This window comes from Methylovirgula sp. 4M-Z18, from assembly GCF_037890675.1.
In the GTDB taxonomy this organism is placed as follows: Bacteria; Pseudomonadota; Alphaproteobacteria; order Rhizobiales; family Beijerinckiaceae; genus 4M-Z18.
In genome coordinates this window covers 878202-895931 of sequence record NZ_CP149574.1, presented here as the reverse complement: position 1 = coordinate 895931, position 17730 = coordinate 878202, and the positions used below count along the sequence as shown (strand labels likewise).

Annotated in this window: 22 protein-coding genes; 8 read left to right on the top strand and 14 right to left on the bottom strand. The window is 62.0% G+C overall.

Annotation, left to right across the window (positions count from 1 at the left end; all coding sequences use genetic code 11):
* The first annotated feature begins 62 nt into the window (after positions 1-62).
* Entirely contained in the window at positions 63-284 is a 222-nt protein-coding gene (locus tag V9T28_RS04065) for a hypothetical protein (RefSeq protein ID WP_116400967.1), read from the top strand.
* 11 nt (positions 285-295) lie between these two features.
* Here the strand turns inward: V9T28_RS04065 and V9T28_RS04060 are convergent, their stop codons facing one another.
* On the bottom strand, positions 296-1519 hold the full coding sequence (locus V9T28_RS04060) for an MFS transporter (RefSeq protein ID WP_116400966.1): 1224 nt from the start codon (positions 1517-1519) through the stop codon (positions 296-298).
* A 25-nt stretch (positions 1520-1544) separates the two neighbouring features.
* Entirely contained in the window at positions 1545-2795 is a 1251-nt protein-coding gene (locus tag V9T28_RS04055) for an NAD(P)/FAD-dependent oxidoreductase (RefSeq protein ID WP_245424101.1), read from the bottom strand.
* A gap of 140 nt (positions 2796-2935) precedes the next feature.
* Here V9T28_RS04055 and rpe point away from each other — a divergent pair, with 140 nt between their 5' ends.
* On the top strand, positions 2936-3616 hold the full coding sequence (gene rpe, locus V9T28_RS04050; RefSeq protein ID WP_116400964.1) for a ribulose-phosphate 3-epimerase: 681 nt from the start codon (positions 2936-2938) through the stop codon (positions 3614-3616).
* 30 nt (positions 3617-3646) lie between these two features.
* Here the strand turns inward: rpe and V9T28_RS04045 are convergent, their stop codons facing one another.
* A complete protein-coding gene (locus V9T28_RS04045; RefSeq protein ID WP_116400963.1) occupies positions 3647-4207 on the bottom strand; it encodes a hypothetical protein in 561 nt (186 codons plus the stop codon).
* Positions 4208-4452: 245 nt separating this feature from the next.
* On the opposite strand from V9T28_RS04045, the gene purB reads away from it, so the two are divergent.
* The 3 genes from purB to V9T28_RS04030 are packed head-to-tail and all read left to right on the top strand — an operon-like array spanning position 4453 to position 7088.
* Positions 4453-5760, top strand: coding sequence for an adenylosuccinate lyase (gene purB, locus V9T28_RS04040; RefSeq protein WP_116400962.1), 1308 nt, complete (start codon positions 4453-4455; stop codon positions 5758-5760).
* 4 nt (positions 5761-5764) lie between these two features.
* Positions 5765-6523 carry a metallophosphoesterase family protein gene (locus V9T28_RS04035; RefSeq protein WP_116400961.1) on the top strand — a complete coding sequence of 253 codons (759 nt, stop codon included), beginning with the start codon at positions 5765-5767 and terminating at the stop codon, positions 6521-6523.
* A gap of 10 nt (positions 6524-6533) precedes the next feature.
* Positions 6534-7088, top strand: coding sequence for an RBBP9/YdeN family alpha/beta hydrolase (locus tag V9T28_RS04030; protein ID WP_116400960.1), 555 nt, complete (start codon positions 6534-6536; stop codon positions 7086-7088).
* A gap of 12 nt (positions 7089-7100) precedes the next feature.
* Here the strand turns inward: V9T28_RS04030 and V9T28_RS04025 are convergent, their stop codons facing one another.
* From V9T28_RS04025 to V9T28_RS04005, 5 genes are all read right to left on the bottom strand, one after another.
* Positions 7101-7964 (bottom strand): class I SAM-dependent methyltransferase, encoded by an 864-nt coding sequence (locus V9T28_RS04025; protein WP_116400959.1) that lies wholly within the window; start codon positions 7962-7964, stop codon positions 7101-7103.
* A gap of 59 nt (positions 7965-8023) precedes the next feature.
* The gene (locus tag V9T28_RS04020; RefSeq protein WP_116400958.1) at positions 8024-8545 is read right to left on the bottom strand and encodes a hypothetical protein; all 522 of its coding nucleotides are present in this window, start codon (positions 8543-8545) and stop codon (positions 8024-8026) included.
* Between the two features lie 115 nt (positions 8546-8660).
* Positions 8661-9278 carry a 30S ribosomal protein S4 gene (gene rpsD / locus V9T28_RS04015; RefSeq protein WP_116400957.1) on the bottom strand — a complete coding sequence of 206 codons (618 nt, stop codon included), beginning with the start codon at positions 9276-9278 and terminating at the stop codon, positions 8661-8663.
* A gap of 229 nt (positions 9279-9507) precedes the next feature.
* Positions 9508-10134 carry a glutathione S-transferase family protein gene (locus V9T28_RS04010; protein WP_158554802.1) on the bottom strand — a complete coding sequence of 209 codons (627 nt, stop codon included), beginning with the start codon at positions 10132-10134 and terminating at the stop codon, positions 9508-9510.
* A gap of 19 nt (positions 10135-10153) precedes the next feature.
* Complete coding sequence (locus tag V9T28_RS04005) at positions 10154-10861, bottom strand: DUF899 domain-containing protein (protein WP_116400955.1); 708 nt, start codon at positions 10859-10861, stop codon at positions 10154-10156.
* A 192-nt stretch (positions 10862-11053) separates the two neighbouring features.
* Here V9T28_RS04005 and murI point away from each other — a divergent pair, with 192 nt between their 5' ends.
* Positions 11054-11938 (top strand): glutamate racemase, encoded by an 885-nt coding sequence (gene murI / locus V9T28_RS04000; RefSeq protein ID WP_445242151.1) that lies wholly within the window; start codon positions 11054-11056, stop codon positions 11936-11938.
* 10 nt (positions 11939-11948) lie between these two features.
* On the opposite strand, the gene V9T28_RS03995 is transcribed toward murI, so the two are convergent.
* The 6 genes from V9T28_RS03995 to V9T28_RS03970 form a co-directional block, all read right to left on the bottom strand.
* Positions 11949-12779, bottom strand: a complete 831-nt coding sequence (locus V9T28_RS03995) for an RNA methyltransferase (protein WP_116400953.1) — start codon at positions 12777-12779, stop codon at positions 11949-11951.
* A 108-nt stretch (positions 12780-12887) separates the two neighbouring features.
* Positions 12888-13106, bottom strand: coding sequence for a hypothetical protein (locus V9T28_RS03990; RefSeq protein ID WP_116400952.1), 219 nt, complete (start codon positions 13104-13106; stop codon positions 12888-12890).
* Complete coding sequence (locus V9T28_RS03985) at positions 13090-13398, bottom strand: hypothetical protein (protein WP_116400951.1); 309 nt, start codon at positions 13396-13398, stop codon at positions 13090-13092. The genes V9T28_RS03990 and V9T28_RS03985 overlap by 17 nt, the downstream gene beginning before the upstream one ends.
* A 124-nt stretch (positions 13399-13522) precedes the next feature.
* On the bottom strand, positions 13523-13831 hold the full coding sequence (locus V9T28_RS03980; protein ID WP_245424100.1) for an XRE family transcriptional regulator: 309 nt from the start codon (positions 13829-13831) through the stop codon (positions 13523-13525).
* Between the two features lie 53 nt (positions 13832-13884).
* Positions 13885-14151: a type II toxin-antitoxin system RelE/ParE family toxin gene (locus tag V9T28_RS03975; RefSeq protein ID WP_245424099.1), complete on the bottom strand. Its 267-nt coding sequence runs from the start codon at positions 14149-14151 to the stop codon at positions 13885-13887.
* 1012 nt (positions 14152-15163) lie between these two features.
* A complete protein-coding gene (locus V9T28_RS03970) occupies positions 15164-16015 on the bottom strand; it encodes a hypothetical protein (protein ID WP_116400947.1) in 852 nt (283 codons plus the stop codon).
* Between the two features lie 299 nt (positions 16016-16314).
* Between V9T28_RS03970 and V9T28_RS03965 the strand changes: the two genes are divergently transcribed.
* Both V9T28_RS03965 and V9T28_RS03960 read left to right on the top strand, forming a co-directional pair.
* The gene (locus tag V9T28_RS03965; protein WP_116401088.1) at positions 16315-16866 is read left to right on the top strand and encodes a YbhB/YbcL family Raf kinase inhibitor-like protein; all 552 of its coding nucleotides are present in this window, start codon (positions 16315-16317) and stop codon (positions 16864-16866) included.
* Entirely contained in the window at positions 16863-17720 is an 858-nt protein-coding gene (locus V9T28_RS03960) for a helix-turn-helix transcriptional regulator (protein WP_116400946.1), read from the top strand. Before V9T28_RS03965 ends, V9T28_RS03960 begins: the two co-directional genes overlap by 4 nt.
* Positions 17721-17730 lie beyond the last annotated feature (10 nt).

Below are 17730 nucleotides of genomic sequence, written 5' to 3'. Positions count from 1 at the left end.
CTATGGCGTTCTTACGGCATATGCGTGCATAAAGCGCCGCGTCGTCCACTGAGGACTTTTTTATGTTGACCCAGAGTACCAAGACCCACGACCGCAGCGCCCTCGAATTCGTGCTGGGGCGCGATCACGAGGGCCATTGGGTCGTGCGCGAAACCCGTGGTCTGTGCGGCGGCCTGTTCGTCAGCAAAGACGAGGCGATCCGCTATACGCGTTCGGAGGGCACCGCCGAGACCAATAAGGTCCGCATCGTGCCGGACGACGAGGCAATCGACTTTTCCGTGTAAAGGCCCGTCGCTCAGGCCGCAGCGCCATCCTGCGCCGCCCGCGTCGCGCTCCAATAGGCGACGCAGCCGATCGCCGTCAGCACGAACATGATGGCAATCACCCCGTCATAGCCGCCGAAACTGTCGCGCATCAGCGCGAAGATCCATGGCGCGGTGGTGCGCGGGAGGATCGAGACCGTCGAGAGCGCGCCGGTGATCGTACCATAGCCCCGCGCGCCGAAGATTTCGACGACGCCGGTCTGGCGCAGGATCAGCAGCGTGCCCATGGTCGAACCGAACAGCATGGAAAAAATAATCAGGCCGGAGAGGCCGAGCGGCTTGATCACCAGCAGCAGGAGCAGCGTGAAGGCCCACAGCGGAAACATAATCCGCCCGGTGCTGCGGGCCGAGAAATCGGGCACCAGCACGAACAGCGCCATGCGGCCGAAGACCTGCGCCGGCCCGTACAGCGAGACGAGCACCACCGCCGTGTCTTGCGCGATGCCGCGCTCCCGCAAGATCGGCAGCATGTGAATGGTGGTTCCCGCCGAGACGAACCAGTAGATGCTGAAGGCGAGCGCGAAAGTCCAGAAGGCCGGCAGCCGCATCACCTGCCGCAAGGGCGAGGCGCGGCCTGCATCGCTGCCGAGCGGCATCGGCTCATGGTCGACACGCGTGCCTCTGGTGCCGCGCAGGACGATGGCGTTGACGAGCAGGGGAACTGCGATCTGCACGATAGCAAGTGCCAGGAGCGCAGGGCGCCAGCCGAAGGCCGCAATGAGCTGATTGGCCATCGGCCAGGCAAGACTCGAGGCAAGGCCCGTCACGAAGGACACATAGGTGATCGCGCGGCGGTAATCCGTGACATTGGCGGTCACCACCGTCATCGCCGGATTGATCAGCGAACTTGCCTGCGCCAGCCCGATCAAGCCCCAGATCGCGTAAAACGACACAAGATGATGCACGCCGCTCCACAGGACCAGCGCCAGCGCGCCAAGGGCCGCCCCTGCCGTCATGATGGCATGGCCGCCGCGCCGGTCGACCCAGCGGCCGATCGGGATCGCGGCGAGATCGCCGATGAACAGGCCGAAGGTGAGCGCACCGTTCAGCGCCGTATCGCTCCAGCCAAGCTCCTGCCGCATCGGCTGCACGAAGAGGGTAAAGGCGTAATACAGCGTTGCCCAGCCGAAGAGCTGACTCGCGGCAAGGCCCCAGACGAGCGAACCCGTCGGTGAAAAACGGCGTTCCGTGGACATGATTGGATCAGGATTAGATGAGGATTTAACCGAAACGTTCGGCGGCGTAGGGCATGGGATCGGTGAAGGGTTTCTCGCCGGTGATCATCTCGGCCAGCAGCCGGCCCGAGACGGGCCCGAGCGTGAAGCCGTGATGCTGATGGCCGAAATTGAACCACAGGCCGGAATGTTTCGGCGCGCGGCCGATGACCGGCAGCATGTCGGGCATGCACGGCCGGCGCCCCATCCAGGGCACATCCTCGATCTGGTGCTCGAGCGGGAACAATTTGCGCGCCGCGGGCTCGGTCATTTCGATCTGCACCGGCGTCGGCTCGGCGTCGCGGGCCGCAAATTCGGCGCCCGTGGTCAGGCGGATACCGCGCGTCATCGGCGCGAGGACATAGCCGCCGTCGGCGTCATAGATCGGGCGATTGAGTGTCGCGCCACCCTGCGCGGTGAAATGCAGGTGATAGCCGCGCTTGATCGACAGCGGGAGTTTGTAGCCGAGCGGCTTGAACACGTCGTCCGACCAGGGCCCGAGCGCGATCACCGCGTCGCGCGCATGCAGACGGCCATCTTCCGTGTCGATGCCCCATCCGTCCGCGTCCTGGCCTAAGGTCCGCGCATCGCCCTTGACGAAATCGCCGCCGCGCTGCTCGAACAAAGCGGCATAGGCCTTCACCAGCGCGCCTGGATCGGGCACGAAGCCGGGATCGAGCAAATGGATGCCGCCGATCACGCTTGCATCGAGATGCGGCTCCAAAGCGCGCACGCTTGCAGCATCGAGGATGCGATAGTTGATGCCGAACGGCTTGAGGCGCGCAACTTCCGCCACGCCCTGGTCCATCGAGCGCTGCGTACGGAACACTTTCAGCCAGCCGACGTCGCGCAGGAGGTGCTCCGCGCCGGCCTGTGCCATCAGGGCTTTGTGCTCGACGAGGCAATTCTCGATCAGCGGCCGCGACGCCATGGCGATCTGCCAGGACATTTCGTGCGAGGAATTGCCGAAATAGCGGACCAGCCAGGGCAGGAATTTCGGCACTGCCGCCACATGGTAGTGCGCCTCGGGCAGCGCATTGAGGGCGTATTTGCGCAAGAGGTTGAAATTGCGCGGAAACATATAGGGGAAGATCGACGAGCGCTCGATGATCCCGGCATTGCCGTAGCTCGTCTCTTCCCCCGCCTCGCCGTTCCGGTCGATCAGAACCACCGACCGGCCCTTCGCCTGCAAATGCAGCGCGGTGGAAACCCCGACCATACCGGCTCCCAATACCGCGACATCCGCCTTGAACGTCATCCGCAACCTCTTCATCCGAAACGGCAATCTCAACGCTTGTGCGCAGATTATGCGCTTCGTCGCGTTCTGTCTTCCGATTTCCCGCCCGCCGTGCTACGCGCATGCCTCCTACCCGCCTATCGAAGACCGCCGGAGTTGCCATGCGTCCCCTCGTCATTCTGCCGTCCATCCTGGCCAGCGATTTCGCCCAGCTTGGCGCCGAGGTTCAGGCCGTGGTCGAGGCTGGTGCCGACATGATCCATATCGATGTGATGGACGGGCATTTCGTGCCCAATATCACCTTCGGACCGGATGTGGTGCGCGCGATCCGCCCGGTTACCGACCGGATGTTCGACACCCATCTGATGATTTCCCCGGCCGACCCCTATCTGGAAGCTTTCGCCAAAGCCGGCAGCGATCGCATCACCGTGCATGCCGAGGCCGGCCCGCATCTGCACCGCTCGCTGCAGGCGATTCGCGCGCTCGGCAAGCGGGCCGGCGTCGCGCTCAATCCGGGCACGTCGGAGACCGCCATCGCCCATGTACTCGACATGGTCGATCTGGTGCTGGTGATGACGGTCAATCCCGGCTTCGGCGGCCAGAAGTTCTTGGCGTCGCAGCTCGACAAGATCCGCGCGGTCAAGGCGATGATCGCCGGCCGCGAGATCGAGATCGAGGTCGACGGCGGCATCACGGCGGAGACCGCAGCGCAGGTGGCGGTGGCCGGCGCGAATTACCTTGTGGCCGGCTCGTCGGTGTTCAAAGGCGGCGCGAAAGCCTATGCGGCAAATATCGCCGCCATCCGCGAAGCAGCGATGCGGGCGCGCGGCGAGAAAGCCTGATCGAGCTTCTGCTATGATCGAGTTTCAACCCTAATCCGGCAATGCGGCCTCAAGGGCGTCTCCGGACAATCTGTTCAGTTCGAGCGCTGTCGCGTCATCGAGATAGAAATAGACTGACCCTTGGCCGTTATCTAGGCCGAAGAACCGCTTGCCGTCGCGTTGCAAATCGCGGAGCACGTGCTCGATCACGTCCGGGTCGGCCCAATCGCTATCGATCTTGATGCTCCGGCGCCGCCGCGCATCATCGACGCCGTATTCAAGCCATCCCGTATCGGATTTGAAATCGAGAGAGCACTGGATGTCTGCGAGCGCTCCCTCTCTCCCGGCCACGAGGCAGAGGCGCTCGGCAATCCTGACATAGTCTTCGTCAGACGAGATACACTCCATATCGAGGTCGTAAGCCCTCGAACATATGTTTCGCCCCCAAGGCTCGCGCTCAACTTCGGAGCCGAACATCAATAGAATCAGGTTGAATGGGCTACTCTCATAATCCTCTCGCGGATATGAATAAAGCAAGTCGTCAACCGTAACGCCCTTATCGAGCTCCAGCCCAAGCGCAGCAAGCTTTTCAATTTGATCTTCGAGCCTCATAGATCTGAATCCTTTGACATTTTACCCCTGAGCAAGCCGGAACATAGCATGAACATATTACTTCGGCAAGCCGTTCCATCTTAATTCCCTCATCTCCGTTTATCGGCACAGGCAAATGCGCCTTTCCGCGGCCCAAACCGGCAGAAGTCCAATCCGTTGTGCAAGAGCCGCGCGAGAGCTTGCCTCAAGCCGGAGGGACGGTTACGGAAAGGGGATAAATCCTTTTTCGTAAAGAGTTGCCGCATATGATCCCCCGCTATTCCCGCCCCGATATGGTTGCAATCTGGGAGCCGCAGACGCGGTTCAAGATCTGGTTCGAGATCGAGGCGCATGCCTGTGACGCGCTCGCCGAACTCGGCGTGATCCCGAAGGAAAGCGCCAAGGCGATTTGGGAAAAGGCCGGCAATGTCACCTTCGACGTCGCGCGGATCGACGAGATCGAGCGCGTCACCAAGCATGACGTCATCGCCTTTCTGACCCATCTCGCCGAATTCATCGGGCCGGATTCGCGCTTCGTGCACCAGGGCATGACTTCGTCCGACGTGCTCGACACCTGCCTCGCGGTGCAGTTGAAGCGCGCCGCCGATCTGCTGCTCAAGGACATCGACGCGCTGCTCGCCGCCATCAAGCGCCGCGCCTTCGAATATAAGATGACGCCGACCATCGGCCGCTCGCATGGCATTCACGCCGAGCCCGTGACCTTCGGTTTGAAAATGGCCGAGGCCTATGCCGAATTCACCCGCTGCCGTGCGCGGCTCGTCGCGGCGCGCGACGATGTCGCGACCTGCGCCATTTCGGGCGCGGTCGGCACATTCGCGAATATCGATCCCTATGTGGAAGAGCATGTGGCGGAGAAGCTTGGCCTCACCGTCGAGCCCGTGTCGACGCAAGTCATCCCGCGCGACCGCCATGCGATGTTCTTCGCGACGCTCGGCGTCATCGCCTCGTGCATCGAGCGCGTCGCCATCGAGATCCGTCATTTGCAGCGCACCGAAGTGCTGGAGGCCGAGGAATATTTCTCGGAAGGCCAGAAGGGCTCGTCGGCCATGCCGCACAAGCGCAATCCGGTGCTCACCGAAAATCTCACCGGCCTCGCGCGCCTGGTGCGCGGCATGGTCACGCCGGCGTTGGAGAATGTCGCGCTGTGGCACGAGCGCGATATTTCGCATTCCTCGGTCGAGCGCATGATCGGCCCCGACGCGACGGTGACGCTCGATTTTGCGCTCGCGCGTCTCACCAATGTGATCGACAAATTGCTCGTCTATCCGGCGAACATGCAGAAGAATCTCGACCGCCTCGGCGGCCTCGTGCATTCGCAGCGCGTGCTGCTCGCGTTGACGCAAAAGGGCGTCTCGCGCGAGGACGCCTACAAATACGTGCAGCGCAACGCCATGCCAGTCTGGCGCGGCGAAGGCGATTTCCTCACGCTGCTCAAGAAGGACGCGGACGTCACGGCGAAACTGTCGGATGCCGAGCTCGAAGAGCTGTTCGATCTTGGCTATCACCTGAAGCACGTCGATACGATTTTCAACCGCGTGTTCGGGGAAGCGTGAGCTCATGCGGATCGCTGTCGTCGCCGATATTCACGGGAACTTGCGCGCGCTCGAAGCGGTCATTGCCGACATCAAGGAGATGGCGCCGGATCTCATCGTCAACTTAGGCGATTGCGTCGCCGGGCCGCTTGAGCCGCGCGAATGCGCCGATCTCCTGATGGACCTGAAATGGCCGACCGTGCGCGGCAATCACGACCGCTACATGGACGACATGCCGCGGCAGGAGATGCTTCCGATGGATGGGATCGCGCGCGATGCGCTCGATCCGCATCACATCGACTGGCTGAAGAATTTGCCGCTCACGCTCGACCTGGCGCCTGAGGTCCTCGCGTTTCATGCGCATCCCGAGCAGGACGACCGGCTGTTGTTGGAACGGCCAGACGCGACGAATTTCTTGCTCCGCCATCCCGACGAGATTGCGCAAGATCTCGGCCCGACCGCGGCGCGCGTCCTGTTGTGCGGCCATACCCATCTGCCGCGCTGCGTCGCCTTGAGCGACGGCCGCATCGTGTTCAATCCGGGCAGCGTCGGCTATCAGGCGTGCGATCTCGGCATCCCCGGACATGCCATCGTGCAAAGCGGCAGCCCGCATGCGCGCTACGGCGTCATTGACCGCGCCCAGCGCGGCTGGACCTTCTCGCATCGCTCCGTCGTCTATGACTGGCACGCCGCATCGGCCCGCGCGCGCAGCCTCGGCTGCGACGATTGGGCCTACGGCGTCCTGCACGGCACGATGCCGCGCATCCGCGGGCAATGGAGTTGAGGATCTGCATATGCGCACATCGGACGCCGACATTCTCATCATCCCCGGCTGGGGCGGTTCGGGCCCCGACCATTGGCAGAGCCGCTGGCAGCAGAAATTGAAGACGGCGCAGCGCGTCGAGCAGGGCGACTGGGACCTGCCGCATCAGGAAGAATGGACGCAAAAGCTGATCGACACAGCCAAGGCCTGCACGCGCCCCGTCGTGCTCGTGGCCCATTCGCTTGGCGTGCTGGTCGTCACCCATGCGGTGCCGCGCCTGCCGGACAATGTGATCGGCGCCTTTCTCGTCGCGCCGCCGGACTTGCGTGGCACCTGGGTGCGCGAGGTGCTGCCCGACGCCATGGTCTTTGACCCGACACCGCACGGGAAAATCCCCTTCCACGCCCACCTCATCGCCAGCAGCAACGACCCGTACTGCACGCTCGCCGCCGCCGAGCACATGGCCACAAGCTGGGGCGCGACCTTCGCCAATGCCGGCGAGGCCGGGCATATCAACACCGAGTCAGGCCACGGTCCGTGGCCGGAGGGGCTGATGAGCTTCGGCGGTTTTTTGGGGCGGCTGTAACGGTGCAGCCCTTCACGCCCGCGCGGTAACGATCCAGATCGCCCCGGCCAGCGGCACAGTTTCGCCGCGCACGAACGGCGCGAGCGCCTCGCGGACCGAAGCTTTGGCGGCGGCGCGCACATCCGGCCCGTGTCCTTCCAGCGCCCGGCTGGCAGGCCCGATCTCCAGGGCGCTATCGGTCGCGGCATCGAGCCCGCGCCCGATCGCGAGATCGAGCGACACGTCGTGCGGCTCCATCGTGATATCGGAAAATCCCGCCTCGCCGAGAATCCGCCGCACCCGCTCCTCCGTCGCGAAAGAGAAAGGCCCGGGATCCTCCGGCCCGAGCTGCGGCAGTTTCGGAACATGCGCATAGACGGCCTGCAGCGGCACCATCATCCACGGATTCTCGCGCGGCTGGCGCCAGCAGGCAAAGACGATGCGCGCCGCGGGCCGCAGCGCCCGGCGCATATTGGCGAAGGACAATGCCGGCTCGGCGAAAAACATCACGCCAAAGCGCGAGACCAGGAGGTCGAAACGGCCCGGATCGAAGGCGTGCACGGTGGCATCGGCGAGCGCATAATCCGCCGGTACGCCCGCCGGCGTGCGCTGCCGCGCGCGGGCGAGCATCGGTTCGGAAATGTCGACGCCAAGGACGGAGCCGCCGGGCGCAACCAGTTCGGCGAGCGCGAGCGTCGTTGCGCCGCAGCCGCAGCCGATATCGAGAACCCGCTCACCCCGCTCAGCGCCGGCGCGCGCGATCAGGATATCCGAGACCGGCGCGAGCAGAAGGTCCTGCACCGGCTGCCGGTCGGTCCAGCGCTGGCCGCTCGGCCCGTTCCAATAGGCGATCTGGTCGGCGTTCTTTTCGTGCCCGGGCGATGCATCCGTCGGCATGGCGTTCCTGTCCCCTTCTCGACTTGTCGCCTCGCGGCGCGGGGGCAATGTGCCGCCGATCAGGGTGGCTCGCAAGCATATTGCACTGGCGGTCCCGTGACGGTGCAGGGGCAATCGAAATTGTCCCAATGGACCGAATGCGGCACCCAGGAGGGCCGGTGCCCGCAAGCCTGGACCGGCGGCGCGCAATCGGGGCAGAAATAGGCGCCGAAACTGTTCAGCTTGATCGGACGGCTGTTCGCCGGCGCGATCACCAGGCTGAAATCGCCGGTGCGATAGAGGAAGGCGGTGATGCCGCCTCGGCCGTGCAGCCCCGTCCAACGATAGACCGCGCGCGGCGCGTCGCCCTCGTCGGCAATCGACTCGATCCGGCCTTTCGCCCCGATCCGGCGTTGCACCTCATCGAAGCTCGCGGCATCGCGCAGGCCCGCGGCCCAATCGACAGTGATCTCGGTTTGCATCTGCCCGTCGCCAGAATCGCGCGGCGGCCAGGGCGAAATGTCCGCCGCCGCCGGCATGGCGCAAAGGAGCACCGCGGCGACAAAGGCTTGGGCGAGAAGGGTGCGCATGACCGCGATCATGCGCCCAATCGCGCAGACAATCCATGCCGCGGTTCACACACCTTTGGCCCGGCTTACCACCATGAAAAAAGCCGCCCTGAAAGAGCGGCTTCTTGGTATTCGTTTCGACCAAACCTTAGCGCGAGTAGAACTCGACCACCAGATTCGGCTCCATCTGCACCGGATACGGCACGTCGGTGAGGCCGGGGACGCGGGTCATTTTCGCGGTCATCTTGGAATGGTCGACCTCGAAATAATCCGGCACGTCGCGCTCGGCCAAAGCCACGGCTTCGATCACCAGGTTGAGCTGGCGCGAGGATTCCTTCACCTCGATCACGTCGCCGACCTTCACGAGATAGCTCGGAATGTTGACGCGCTTGCCGTTCACCTTGACATGGCCATGGTTGACGAACTGGCGGGCGGCGAACACGGTCGGCACGAATTTCGCGCGATAGATCACCGCATCGAGACGGCGCTCCAGGAGGCCGATGAGGTTCGCACCCGAGTCGCCACGCAGACGAATCGCTTCCGCGTAATAGGCGCGGAACTGCTTCTCGGAAATGTTGCCGTAATAGCCCTTGAGCTTCTGCTTGGCCTTCAGCTGAGTGCCGAAGTCCGACAGCTTGCCCTTGCGGCGCTGGCCGTGCTGGCCCGGGCCGTATTCACGCTTGTTGACAGGGCTTTTCGGACGGCCCCAGATATTCTGACCCAAGCGGCGGTCAATCTTGTATTTCGCATTTGCGCGCTTCGACATCGCGGTCCTCTTAAAAAAGGTTACAGTTGAGGAACGCGCCCTCCTCTGCCCTCGGTTGAAGGCTGACAGGCGCTCGCCCAAAGGGGAGCAGCCACGGGACACGTAAACGCGCGGGCTCGTGAAAACCCGCGCGGTTCGGGGTGCCTAGAGGCAATGGCGGCCCGAGTCAACCATTATTCACCATTTTCGTGGGAAAACGGCGGAAACCGGGGCAAAACACCGTCGCAGCCTAGGCCGCAACCGGCAGCCCCGGCACTTTCTGCCAGGCTTCCGTCGCCTCGATGCGGCGGAACCAGCGGGCAATATGCGGATAAGGCTCGAGCGAAACCTGGCACATGGCGGCAAAGGACAGCGGCGCCGCGAGGGCGAAATCGACCACGGTCAATTTATCGCCCAGCACGAACTCGTTGTTCGCGAGCTGGCCGTCCAGCACTTTGGCGGCCATGTCGAGCCGCTCGCGGCCCTCCTTGAGCCGTGCCGGATCGGGCTCCCCTCTTCCCAAGAATTGCTTCACGACCGTCTCGAAGATCACCATCACCCAGGCCGAATCCCAATGGGCGAGGTCCCAGGCGAGCCACTGCGCCATCTGGATCCGCCCCTTGGCATCGGTCGGGGTCAGGACGCCGGGCTTCTTCTCGGCAAGATGCTGAATGATGGCGTTGGATTCCCAAAGGGCGAAATCGTCCTCCTCCAGCACCGGGATCCTGCCGTTGGGATTGAGCTTCAGGAATTCGGGTTGCTTGTGCGCGCCGGTGCGCGGATCCATCGCGGCAACCTCGATCGGCAGATCGAGATGATAGGCTACCGTGAGCGCCTTGCGGGCGCGGGGCGAACCGGGAAAAACATGCAATTTCATCATCGATTTTCCTCCCCGGTCAGGCCTGCTCGTATTCGTCGTGGAGGCGGACCCAGGCCATAGGATGGGGACCATCCTCGTGCCGGCCCATGGCCGTCAGGTCGAGGAATTGATAGGTCGGATTGAGCATGTCGAGGCCGCGCGCATAGCACGAATAGGTGTGGTAGAGCGTGCCGTCCGCATCCTTGAAGAAGGTGCTGAACCCCGGCAGGTCGGTCATTCTCAAAGGCGTTTCCCGATAATTGTAGGTGACCGGGCCGGCGTCGAAATCCTCGCGCCGGAAGGAGACGCCGAAGTCGTAATTGAAATCGCTCTTCTCCGAGGAGACCCAGGGAAAGCCCCAGCCGAGGCGCTCTGCGGTCGAGGTCAGCTTGGCGATCGGCGCACGCGAGACAGCGGCGAAGCCCGTGTCGCGATTGGCGAGATGGGGCAGCGTGCTCGTGATGCTGTCGGCCCAGAACGAACAGGATTTGCACGGGCTTTCCCATTCGGGCGCGAACATCAGATGCTGGATGATGAGCTGTTTGTGCCGGCCAAACAGATGCGTGAGCCTCACCGGCCCGCGCGGTCCGTCGAACACGTAAGATTTCTCGATCCGCACCCACGGCATGGCTCGCCGCTTGGCGCTGAGCGTATCGCGCAGCTTGGTGAATTGCTTTTCTTCCGCCAACAATTGCCGGCGTTGCGCGTCCCATTCCTCGCGCGACACGATCGGGTGGTCCGTCATCTCCCTCACTCCCGAAATAGCGGCCCAAGCGGGCCGGGTGAACGATGGCCCCTTCCTATTCCGCCAGCTTTCCGTGCCCGTACTTTACCACAGGCGCCCATCGCCTGTCCGCGCCTGTCAGGCTCCGGCAAGCTTTCGTTAAGACTCCCATGCTGCAATCGACCCATTGCCTAATCCTGAGTTTCAAGCGCCATGAGTGTCGATCTTCTCGCCGGTATCCGCTATGAGCGCCCGTCGTCTCCAAGATCGAACCGTATCCGCATGGCTGAACCCGCCAAAATCCTCGTTTTCGATTCCGGCCTCGGCGGCCTGACCGTCGAAGCGCAAATCCGCCGCCAGCGGCCGGACGCCGACATCGTCTATGCGGCGGACGATGCCGGTTTTCCCTACGGCCCGCGCGACGAGACCTGGGTGATCGAGCGGGTCGGCGCGGTCATGGCCGAGCTGATCGCGGCGCACGCGCCGGACATCATCTGCATCGCCTGCAATACCGCCTCGACCATCGTGCTGGCGCCCTTGCGCGCCCGCTTTCCGCAAGTTCCCTTCGTCGGTACAGTACCGGCGATCAAGCCGGCGGCGCACGCGTCGCGCAGCAAGATCATCGCCGTGCTCGCGACCCCGGGCACAGTGCAGCGCGACTATACCCGCGACCTCACCGAGCAATATGCCCGCGATTGCGAGGTTGTGCTGGTCGGCGCGCCGCGCCTCGCCAATCTCGCCGAGGCGCATATGCGCGGTGAAGCGGTCGCGGATGCGGACATCGCGGCCGAGACCGCGCCGTGTTTCGTCGCCGGGCCGCAAGGAAGAGTCGACACGATCGCGCTCGCCTGCACCCATTATCCGCTGCTGCTCAAGACCTTCGAGCGCCTCGCGCCCTGGCCGGTCAATTGGATCGACCCGGCGCCGGCGATCGCCCGCCGCGTCGACCAGGTGCTGCGCGAGCAATTGGATCTGCCCTCGCGGCCAAGGCTCGAGCGCCCCGCCACGATGACGATGCGCTTCACCAGCGGCAGAGCGCCGAGCGCGGAACTGCTGGCGTTTTTGCAGCAGCGCGACCCCGCCGCGGCGCAGAATTGAAGCGCGCCATTCACGCCTCCGGCCCTTCCGCCTTCTTCGCTTTCTTCCGCGTCTTCGCCTCCTTGCGCGGGCCTTCCACCAGGCGCACGAGCGCGCCGCGCAAGGTGCGCACGTCCTGCTCGGTCATTTCCATGCGGTGGAAAATGTTGCGCAGGTTGCGCCGCATCACCGGTGCCTTGCCCGGCGGGCGAAAGAAGCCGTTTTTGTCGAGTTCGCCTTCGAGATAATCGAAGAACGACAGCACCATTTCGCGGTTGGCCCGTGGCGAATAATCCGGCGCCTGGAACGGCAGGGTCTCGCCGGTCGCGGCGCGGTTCCATTCGTAGCCGGTGAGCAGCACCGCCTGCGCGAGATTGAGCGAGGCATAGGCCGGGTTGACCGGAAAGGTGATGATCGCGTCGGCGGTCGCGACCTCGTCATTTTCCAGGCCCGTGCGCTCGGGGCCGAACATGATGCCATGGCGCTCGCCCGCCGCCATGCGCGCCGCGCTTTCCGGCATGGCATTGCCCGGCAATTCCACGCGCTTGCCCTGACCACGCTCGCGCGCTGTCGTCGCCCAGACGAAATTGAGATCCGCAACGGCCTCAGCCAGCGTGTCGTAAAGCTTGGCGCCCTCCAAGAGATGCACCGCGCCCGCGGCAGCGGCATAAGCGCCCTTGCGCAGCGAGCCGGTGCGCGGCCAGCCCTCGCGCGGGCTGACCAGACGCAAATCCGACAGGCCGAAATTCGCCATTGCCCGCGCGCACATGCCGATATTGACCGCCAATTGCGGCCGCACCAGCACGATGGCCGGCCCGCCGCCCCGCGAAATTTTCGTCCGATCCGTGCCCGCACCAACCATTTTTTCGCCTGTTCCTATCCACCCGCCTCCTTACCTCGCTCAGAAGCCTTTGGAAAGGCTCGAAAATTCGCTCTATTAGTTTGTTTTCAAAAAATTTTCAAAGCCAGGTCAATCGCCTTCTTGCAGCGTCCGCAATGTGCGCCGCCACGCCCGCAGATAGGCGCGGATTTCTTTCATCTCAGCGGAACATGCGCCGTGCGATATCGTGTTCTGCGCCACCCGCTGCTTGCCTGCGGCGGTTTTGGGACCGGTCGATTTGAGCCAGGGCTGCCATTCCCGGATACGCGCGGCCTGGCCGGCGCGGCGGGCCTCACTCCACCGGGCCACAGACCGCCTCCAGCGGCAAAGCGGCCAACACCGGCGCCTTGTCCTGCTGCAACAGCCGGCGCGCCACCAACACCTGATAGGCGGCGCGATATTGCTTTTGCGCCTGCATGGCGACGCTCAAGTAATAGCCGACACCGCTCCCGGTCAGTTTGGGCGAACGGCTGCGTTCGACCATCTCGTAGAACAATGCGTCGAGCACCTCAGCATGGCCGGCGAGCCGCATATCCATCGCGGCAAAATCGATCGTCTTCGACTCGCGGCGCGAGGGCATGACCGGCGGCAACTCGTTCATTGGGAAACTCCGTATAACAGCGAATGTTCACTATATGTTCTTTTGCGAAATTTGTCAAGAATTCGAAGCGCTTGTAGCTTGTCGCGTTGCGCTCACTCGATCAACGATAGGAAATACGCACCGATTAAGCTGCTTTCGCCTTTTGCGCCTTCGCAGCTTTGGCAATCTTCGCCGCTTTGACCTTACGTGCCTTGGGCTTTGCTTTCGGCGCAAGATCAATGCGCAATTCGTAATCAATCGCAGCAGCCGCGCGCTGCAACGTGTTCAGCGTCAATGCCGGATTGGCGGGGTCGAGGAGGCGGTTAACATGGCTCCTATCTGTGTGCATACGTTTGGCCATGAGCGTTTTCGTGAGCTTTTGCTCTTTCATGGCCTCAGCGATTTTCCAGGCGATAACGCGTTTGATTGCGATCTCCGTCGCCTCTTCCAGCATTCCCTCTTCCGCGAGAAAATCGTCAAAAGTGTCCTTGCTGATACGGCCTTTTGTCATTTCACAAGTTCCTTTAGGCGCTTTTTAGCGTTGTCCAAGTTGCGCTTCGGCGTCTTGTCGGAGGTTTTATGAAAGCCCTCTAGCAGCACCATGTCGCCGCCAATGATGGCAAATATAACCCGCCCGATCGTTCCGTCGCTTAGATCGCTTCGCACTTCCCACAAGCCGTCTCCCAGGTTTCGGCAAATGGGCATTCCGATTGGCCAGCCAAACTCAACCGTCTTAACGTCGCTCCCAACGGTGCGTCGGTCTTCCTTGGTCAATGTAGACAACCAATCTCGCACCGGTTGCGATCCGCTTGGGCTTCATAAAAGCGCACCTGAATGGTCTTTGGGCGCGCCGCGAATTTTCTGCGTGGACGCTTCTTCGCTCCGACTCTAACAATCTTGACCGCCATGATCCCCCACGCCAGAAAACGTGTCAAAAATGACACGTTTTGTCAAGCATTCCCTTATCTGCCGTCGGTAGCACGCGAAGCGGCTGGTTTAGGTAGCACACGATCTGCCCGGTAAGTTTTGACCTTTTGTTGAGGTCATGATGCGCCGGCCAGAAGCTCGACAGGGTGTGCGGATGATCAAGTTTTGATGTGGGTCGTCTATCAATTTACACATATGCCCACCGCCCTAATATTAATAACAATCCCGTCAATCTACAGTTTTTTTCTGTCACTCTTTAATATAGCAGTGAATATAGCAAAATCACAGAGGTAGAATAATATCCATAGACTGGAAATCATTCTAATCGCAAAATTAGAATCTTTATTTACATCAACGTGATAATTATTGATGTAAAATATGCCATAAGCTAAATTGGAGAAGAAATAGATCGAAAGAGAATATAATAGCAATTTCATGTAATTATTTTCAATTAAAGACATAAGTCCTTTTGCGTCAAAATAACCAAAAATTCTACGTAATTTCACATATCCGGCACCATAGAAAGCTATGGCGCCAAATTGTAATATAAATATCCAACCCGATAGATTAAATGGAACAAAAAACGTCATACAGTGTATGAACATGCTAATAATCAGACCTAAAGCACACATTGCTTGAGATATTCTGTTTACCATAAATCACTCCTACGAATTACAGTGACAGTGCGCATAATTAATCCCCTCATCAAATTCGCCAGCGCTTTACTCACCGCTCGTTCCCCCAGCTCCATTCTCGCTGGGAGCGCGCCCAAAATCACCAGCTTCCGCATCAATGCCATTTTCGAGACGGCTTTTTGAGCGCCTTGAGTTCTGCTTTCGTCGCGCGGCGGATGCATCAATTATTGCACAACCGGCGCGTCGACCTTGATCGTTGGATCGAATTTATAGGTCATGGTCACCGTCGTCTTGGTGCCCGCCGCGTCGGCCGCTCCCTCGCCCTTGATTGGCAAACGGTTGCGCGGGTCGAAATAGGAGGTGACCTGCATGGGCACGCCCTGCGCCGTGATGGTGTAAGTGAATGACAGATAGGCTTTGCGGTTGACGACCTGACGGCCGTTGCACACGACATTGTCGAGGCCGCTCGCTCTGAGATATGTGTCCGTCGGCGCGAGCGCCAATACGTCAGACAAATTGTCCTGCGGCACGTCAACCCAATCTCCGCCATGCTTGACCCAGGCCTTCGCCCCGTCGACGCTCGCGGCTTCGGTTTCACCTTGCGCGCTGACGATCCGAACGTGAAATGATTTTGGCGGTACGATCTGCGTTACGGTCGTCACCTTGATCTCGGCGCTCTGGGTTGGAATCTTGATCGAAGTATCCGTGTCGATCTCAAAGGGGCCAGCCTTCGCATCGATCTTATTGATCGCATTGAACTTGGCGATACAAGCGTCGTTCTTTGCGGGCGGTGGTGCATCGGGCGGCGGGAGGCTGGCGACTTCCTTGAGAAGATCGTCATACGCGCCACAGATTTTGTCGTAATTCACCTTGCCCTTGGCGTCGGTGTTCGTCGCCATAGTGGATTGCGACTTGACCATATAATCGGAGATCTTCGCCTGGTCGTTGGTTGCGATGAGCGCCTGGCTGAACGCGTTCATCTTGTCCATCGCCTCTTGCATCGTGCAGGCACTGGCCAAGTTGGGAAAGGCAAAGAGCATCCCCACGATGAGGGCCGGAATTTTGAGGCAACGCATGTTCAAATGCTCCGAAGTCCTGGGGTCAGGATGCTGCGGCCCAACTTACGTTGCGACTTGCACAGCGTCCATTGCCGGGAGGAGCGGTACGAATGAGAAAACCCCGCCCGTCCGCCTGTCGCAGGATCACTCCCAAGCTGGGTGATGCTACGCCACATCAGCCTGGAAATGACGTCGCTGGCCTCATCGCCGCTCAGTCTGATCGAATCCCGACAATCTTTGAGCGCGGGCGGACGGCAATAGCTGTATGCTTTCGGGCATGTTGCGGAATGTTCGAAACCAATTCGGGATTTAGCACAATGACCACCTTACGCAACTTCGCCGCCGCTTCCGTCCTCATCTTCGCCGCCGCCACGGCGCAGGCGGCCGATTTCAAGATCACCACGGATAGTGCACCCAACGGCCAATTTCCGCTGGCGCAGATCGCCAATCAGTTCGGTTGCCAGGGCGGCAATGTCTCACCGCATCTCACCTGGAGCGGCGCGCCAGCTGGTACGAAAAGCTTCGTCGTGACGATGTACGACCAGGATGCGCCGACGGGCTCCGGCTTCTGGCACTGGGCGGTGGCCAATATTCCGGCCGATGTCACCGATCTGCCGGCGGGTGCCGGCAGTGCCGGCGGCACGCTGCCGTCCGGCGCACATACGGTCACGAACGATGCCGGCATAGCCGGCTATCTCGGCGCGTGCCCGCCCGGCCCCGAGGCGCATCGCTATCTGATCACGGTGAATGCCTTGAAAGTGGACAAGCTCGACTTGCCGGCCAATGCCTCGCCGGCGTTCCTCGGCTTCATGGTCGCGACCCACAGCATCGGCAAAGCCACGATCGTGGTGCGCGGCAAGCGGCCATGACCATCGCCCGTCCCGCCGACGATGCTTCCGACCCGGATCCGCGGATCCTGCACCGCGCCCGGATCGGGACGGCGGGAACGGTGTTGCAGCACCAGGCCCTGGTGTTCAAACGGCTGTTCTTCGACCGGCCGATGGTGATCTTCATCGCGCGTGGCGAGAAGACCGTGCGCTGGGCGCAAGGGGAACAGACATTCGACGCGGGAAGCGCCGTTGCTGTTCCTGCGGGGCTCGCAGTCGACGTCATCAACCGTCCGGATCCTGAGGGTATCTTCCGCTCGCAGTTCGTCGTCATCGACGAGGCGCTCGTGCGCGACCATGCGGCGCTCCATCGCGGTCAGCCCGTCTTGCGGACGCCTGCCGCCATCGTCCACGCGGCCGGCGCGATGGAACGGGCGATCGAAGCGGCAGCTTCGGCCGTCGGGGACCCGGACCTGCCGGACTCGATCGCCCGCCACCGCGTGGCCGAAGTGCTGCTCTGGATCGGGCTCGCCTGCGGCCGCTTCGATGAACCCGGCAGGCCTACCGTCACGGCCCGGGTGCGGCGGTTGGTCGGCGCGGATCTTGGCCGCGACTGGAGCGCCGGCGCGATCGCCGCGCATCTCGCCATGAGCGAGCCGACCATGCGCCGCAAACTCGCGGCGGAAGCGACGAGTTTGAGCGCCATCATCGGCGACATGCGCCTCTCGCAGGCGCTGTCGCTGCTGCAATCGACCGGGCAGAGCGTGACGCAAATCGCCGGCGATGTCGGCTACAAGACACCGTCGCATTTCGCCGCGCGCTTCCAGCAAAGATTCGGCTTCGCGCCGACGGCAGTGCGCCAGCACAAGCGGGAGACGGCGCGGGAACTCGCGTGACGCTGCTGAA

Coding starts and splice junctions, on each gene's coding strand:
- V9T28_RS04065 (WP_116400967.1), top strand. CDS start 63: ATGTTGACCCAGAGTACCAAGACCCACGACCGCAGCGCCCTCGAATTC.
- V9T28_RS04060 (WP_116400966.1), bottom strand. CDS start 1,519: ATGTCCACGGAACGCCGTTTTTCACCGACGGGTTCGCTCGTCTGGGGC.
- V9T28_RS04055 (WP_245424101.1), bottom strand. CDS start 2,795: ATGACGTTCAAGGCGGATGTCGCGGTATTGGGAGCCGGTATGGTCGGG.
- rpe (WP_116400964.1), top strand. CDS start 2,936: ATGCGTCCCCTCGTCATTCTGCCGTCCATCCTGGCCAGCGATTTCGCC.
- V9T28_RS04045 (WP_116400963.1), bottom strand. CDS start 4,207: ATGAGGCTCGAAGATCAAATTGAAAAGCTTGCTGCGCTTGGGCTGGAG.
- purB (WP_116400962.1), top strand. CDS start 4,453: ATGATCCCCCGCTATTCCCGCCCCGATATGGTTGCAATCTGGGAGCCG.
- V9T28_RS04035 (WP_116400961.1), top strand. CDS start 5,765: ATGCGGATCGCTGTCGTCGCCGATATTCACGGGAACTTGCGCGCGCTC.
- V9T28_RS04030 (WP_116400960.1), top strand. CDS start 6,534: ATGCGCACATCGGACGCCGACATTCTCATCATCCCCGGCTGGGGCGGT.
- V9T28_RS04025 (WP_116400959.1), bottom strand. CDS start 7,964: ATGCCGACGGATGCATCGCCCGGGCACGAAAAGAACGCCGACCAGATC.
- V9T28_RS04020 (WP_116400958.1), bottom strand. CDS start 8,545: ATGATCGCGGTCATGCGCACCCTTCTCGCCCAAGCCTTTGTCGCCGCG.
- rpsD (WP_116400957.1), bottom strand. CDS start 9,278: ATGTCGAAGCGCGCAAATGCGAAATACAAGATTGACCGCCGCTTGGGT.
- V9T28_RS04010 (WP_158554802.1), bottom strand. CDS start 10,134: ATGAAATTGCATGTTTTTCCCGGTTCGCCCCGCGCCCGCAAGGCGCTC.
- V9T28_RS04005 (WP_116400955.1), bottom strand. CDS start 10,861: ATGACGGACCACCCGATCGTGTCGCGCGAGGAATGGGACGCGCAACGC.
- murI (WP_445242151.1), top strand. CDS start 11,054: ATGAGTGTCGATCTTCTCGCCGGTATCCGCTATGAGCGCCCGTCGTCT.
- V9T28_RS03995 (WP_116400953.1), bottom strand. CDS start 12,779: ATGGTTGGTGCGGGCACGGATCGGACGAAAATTTCGCGGGGCGGCGGG.
- V9T28_RS03985 (WP_116400951.1), bottom strand. CDS start 13,398: ATGAACGAGTTGCCGCCGGTCATGCCCTCGCGCCGCGAGTCGAAGACG.
- V9T28_RS03980 (WP_245424100.1), bottom strand. CDS start 13,831: ATGCTGGAAGAGGCGACGGAGATCGCAATCAAACGCGTTATCGCCTGG.
- V9T28_RS03970 (WP_116400947.1), bottom strand. CDS start 16,015: ATGCGTTGCCTCAAAATTCCGGCCCTCATCGTGGGGATGCTCTTTGCC.
- V9T28_RS03965 (WP_116401088.1), top strand. CDS start 16,315: ATGACCACCTTACGCAACTTCGCCGCCGCTTCCGTCCTCATCTTCGCC.
- V9T28_RS03960 (WP_116400946.1), top strand. CDS start 16,863: ATGACCATCGCCCGTCCCGCCGACGATGCTTCCGACCCGGATCCGCGG.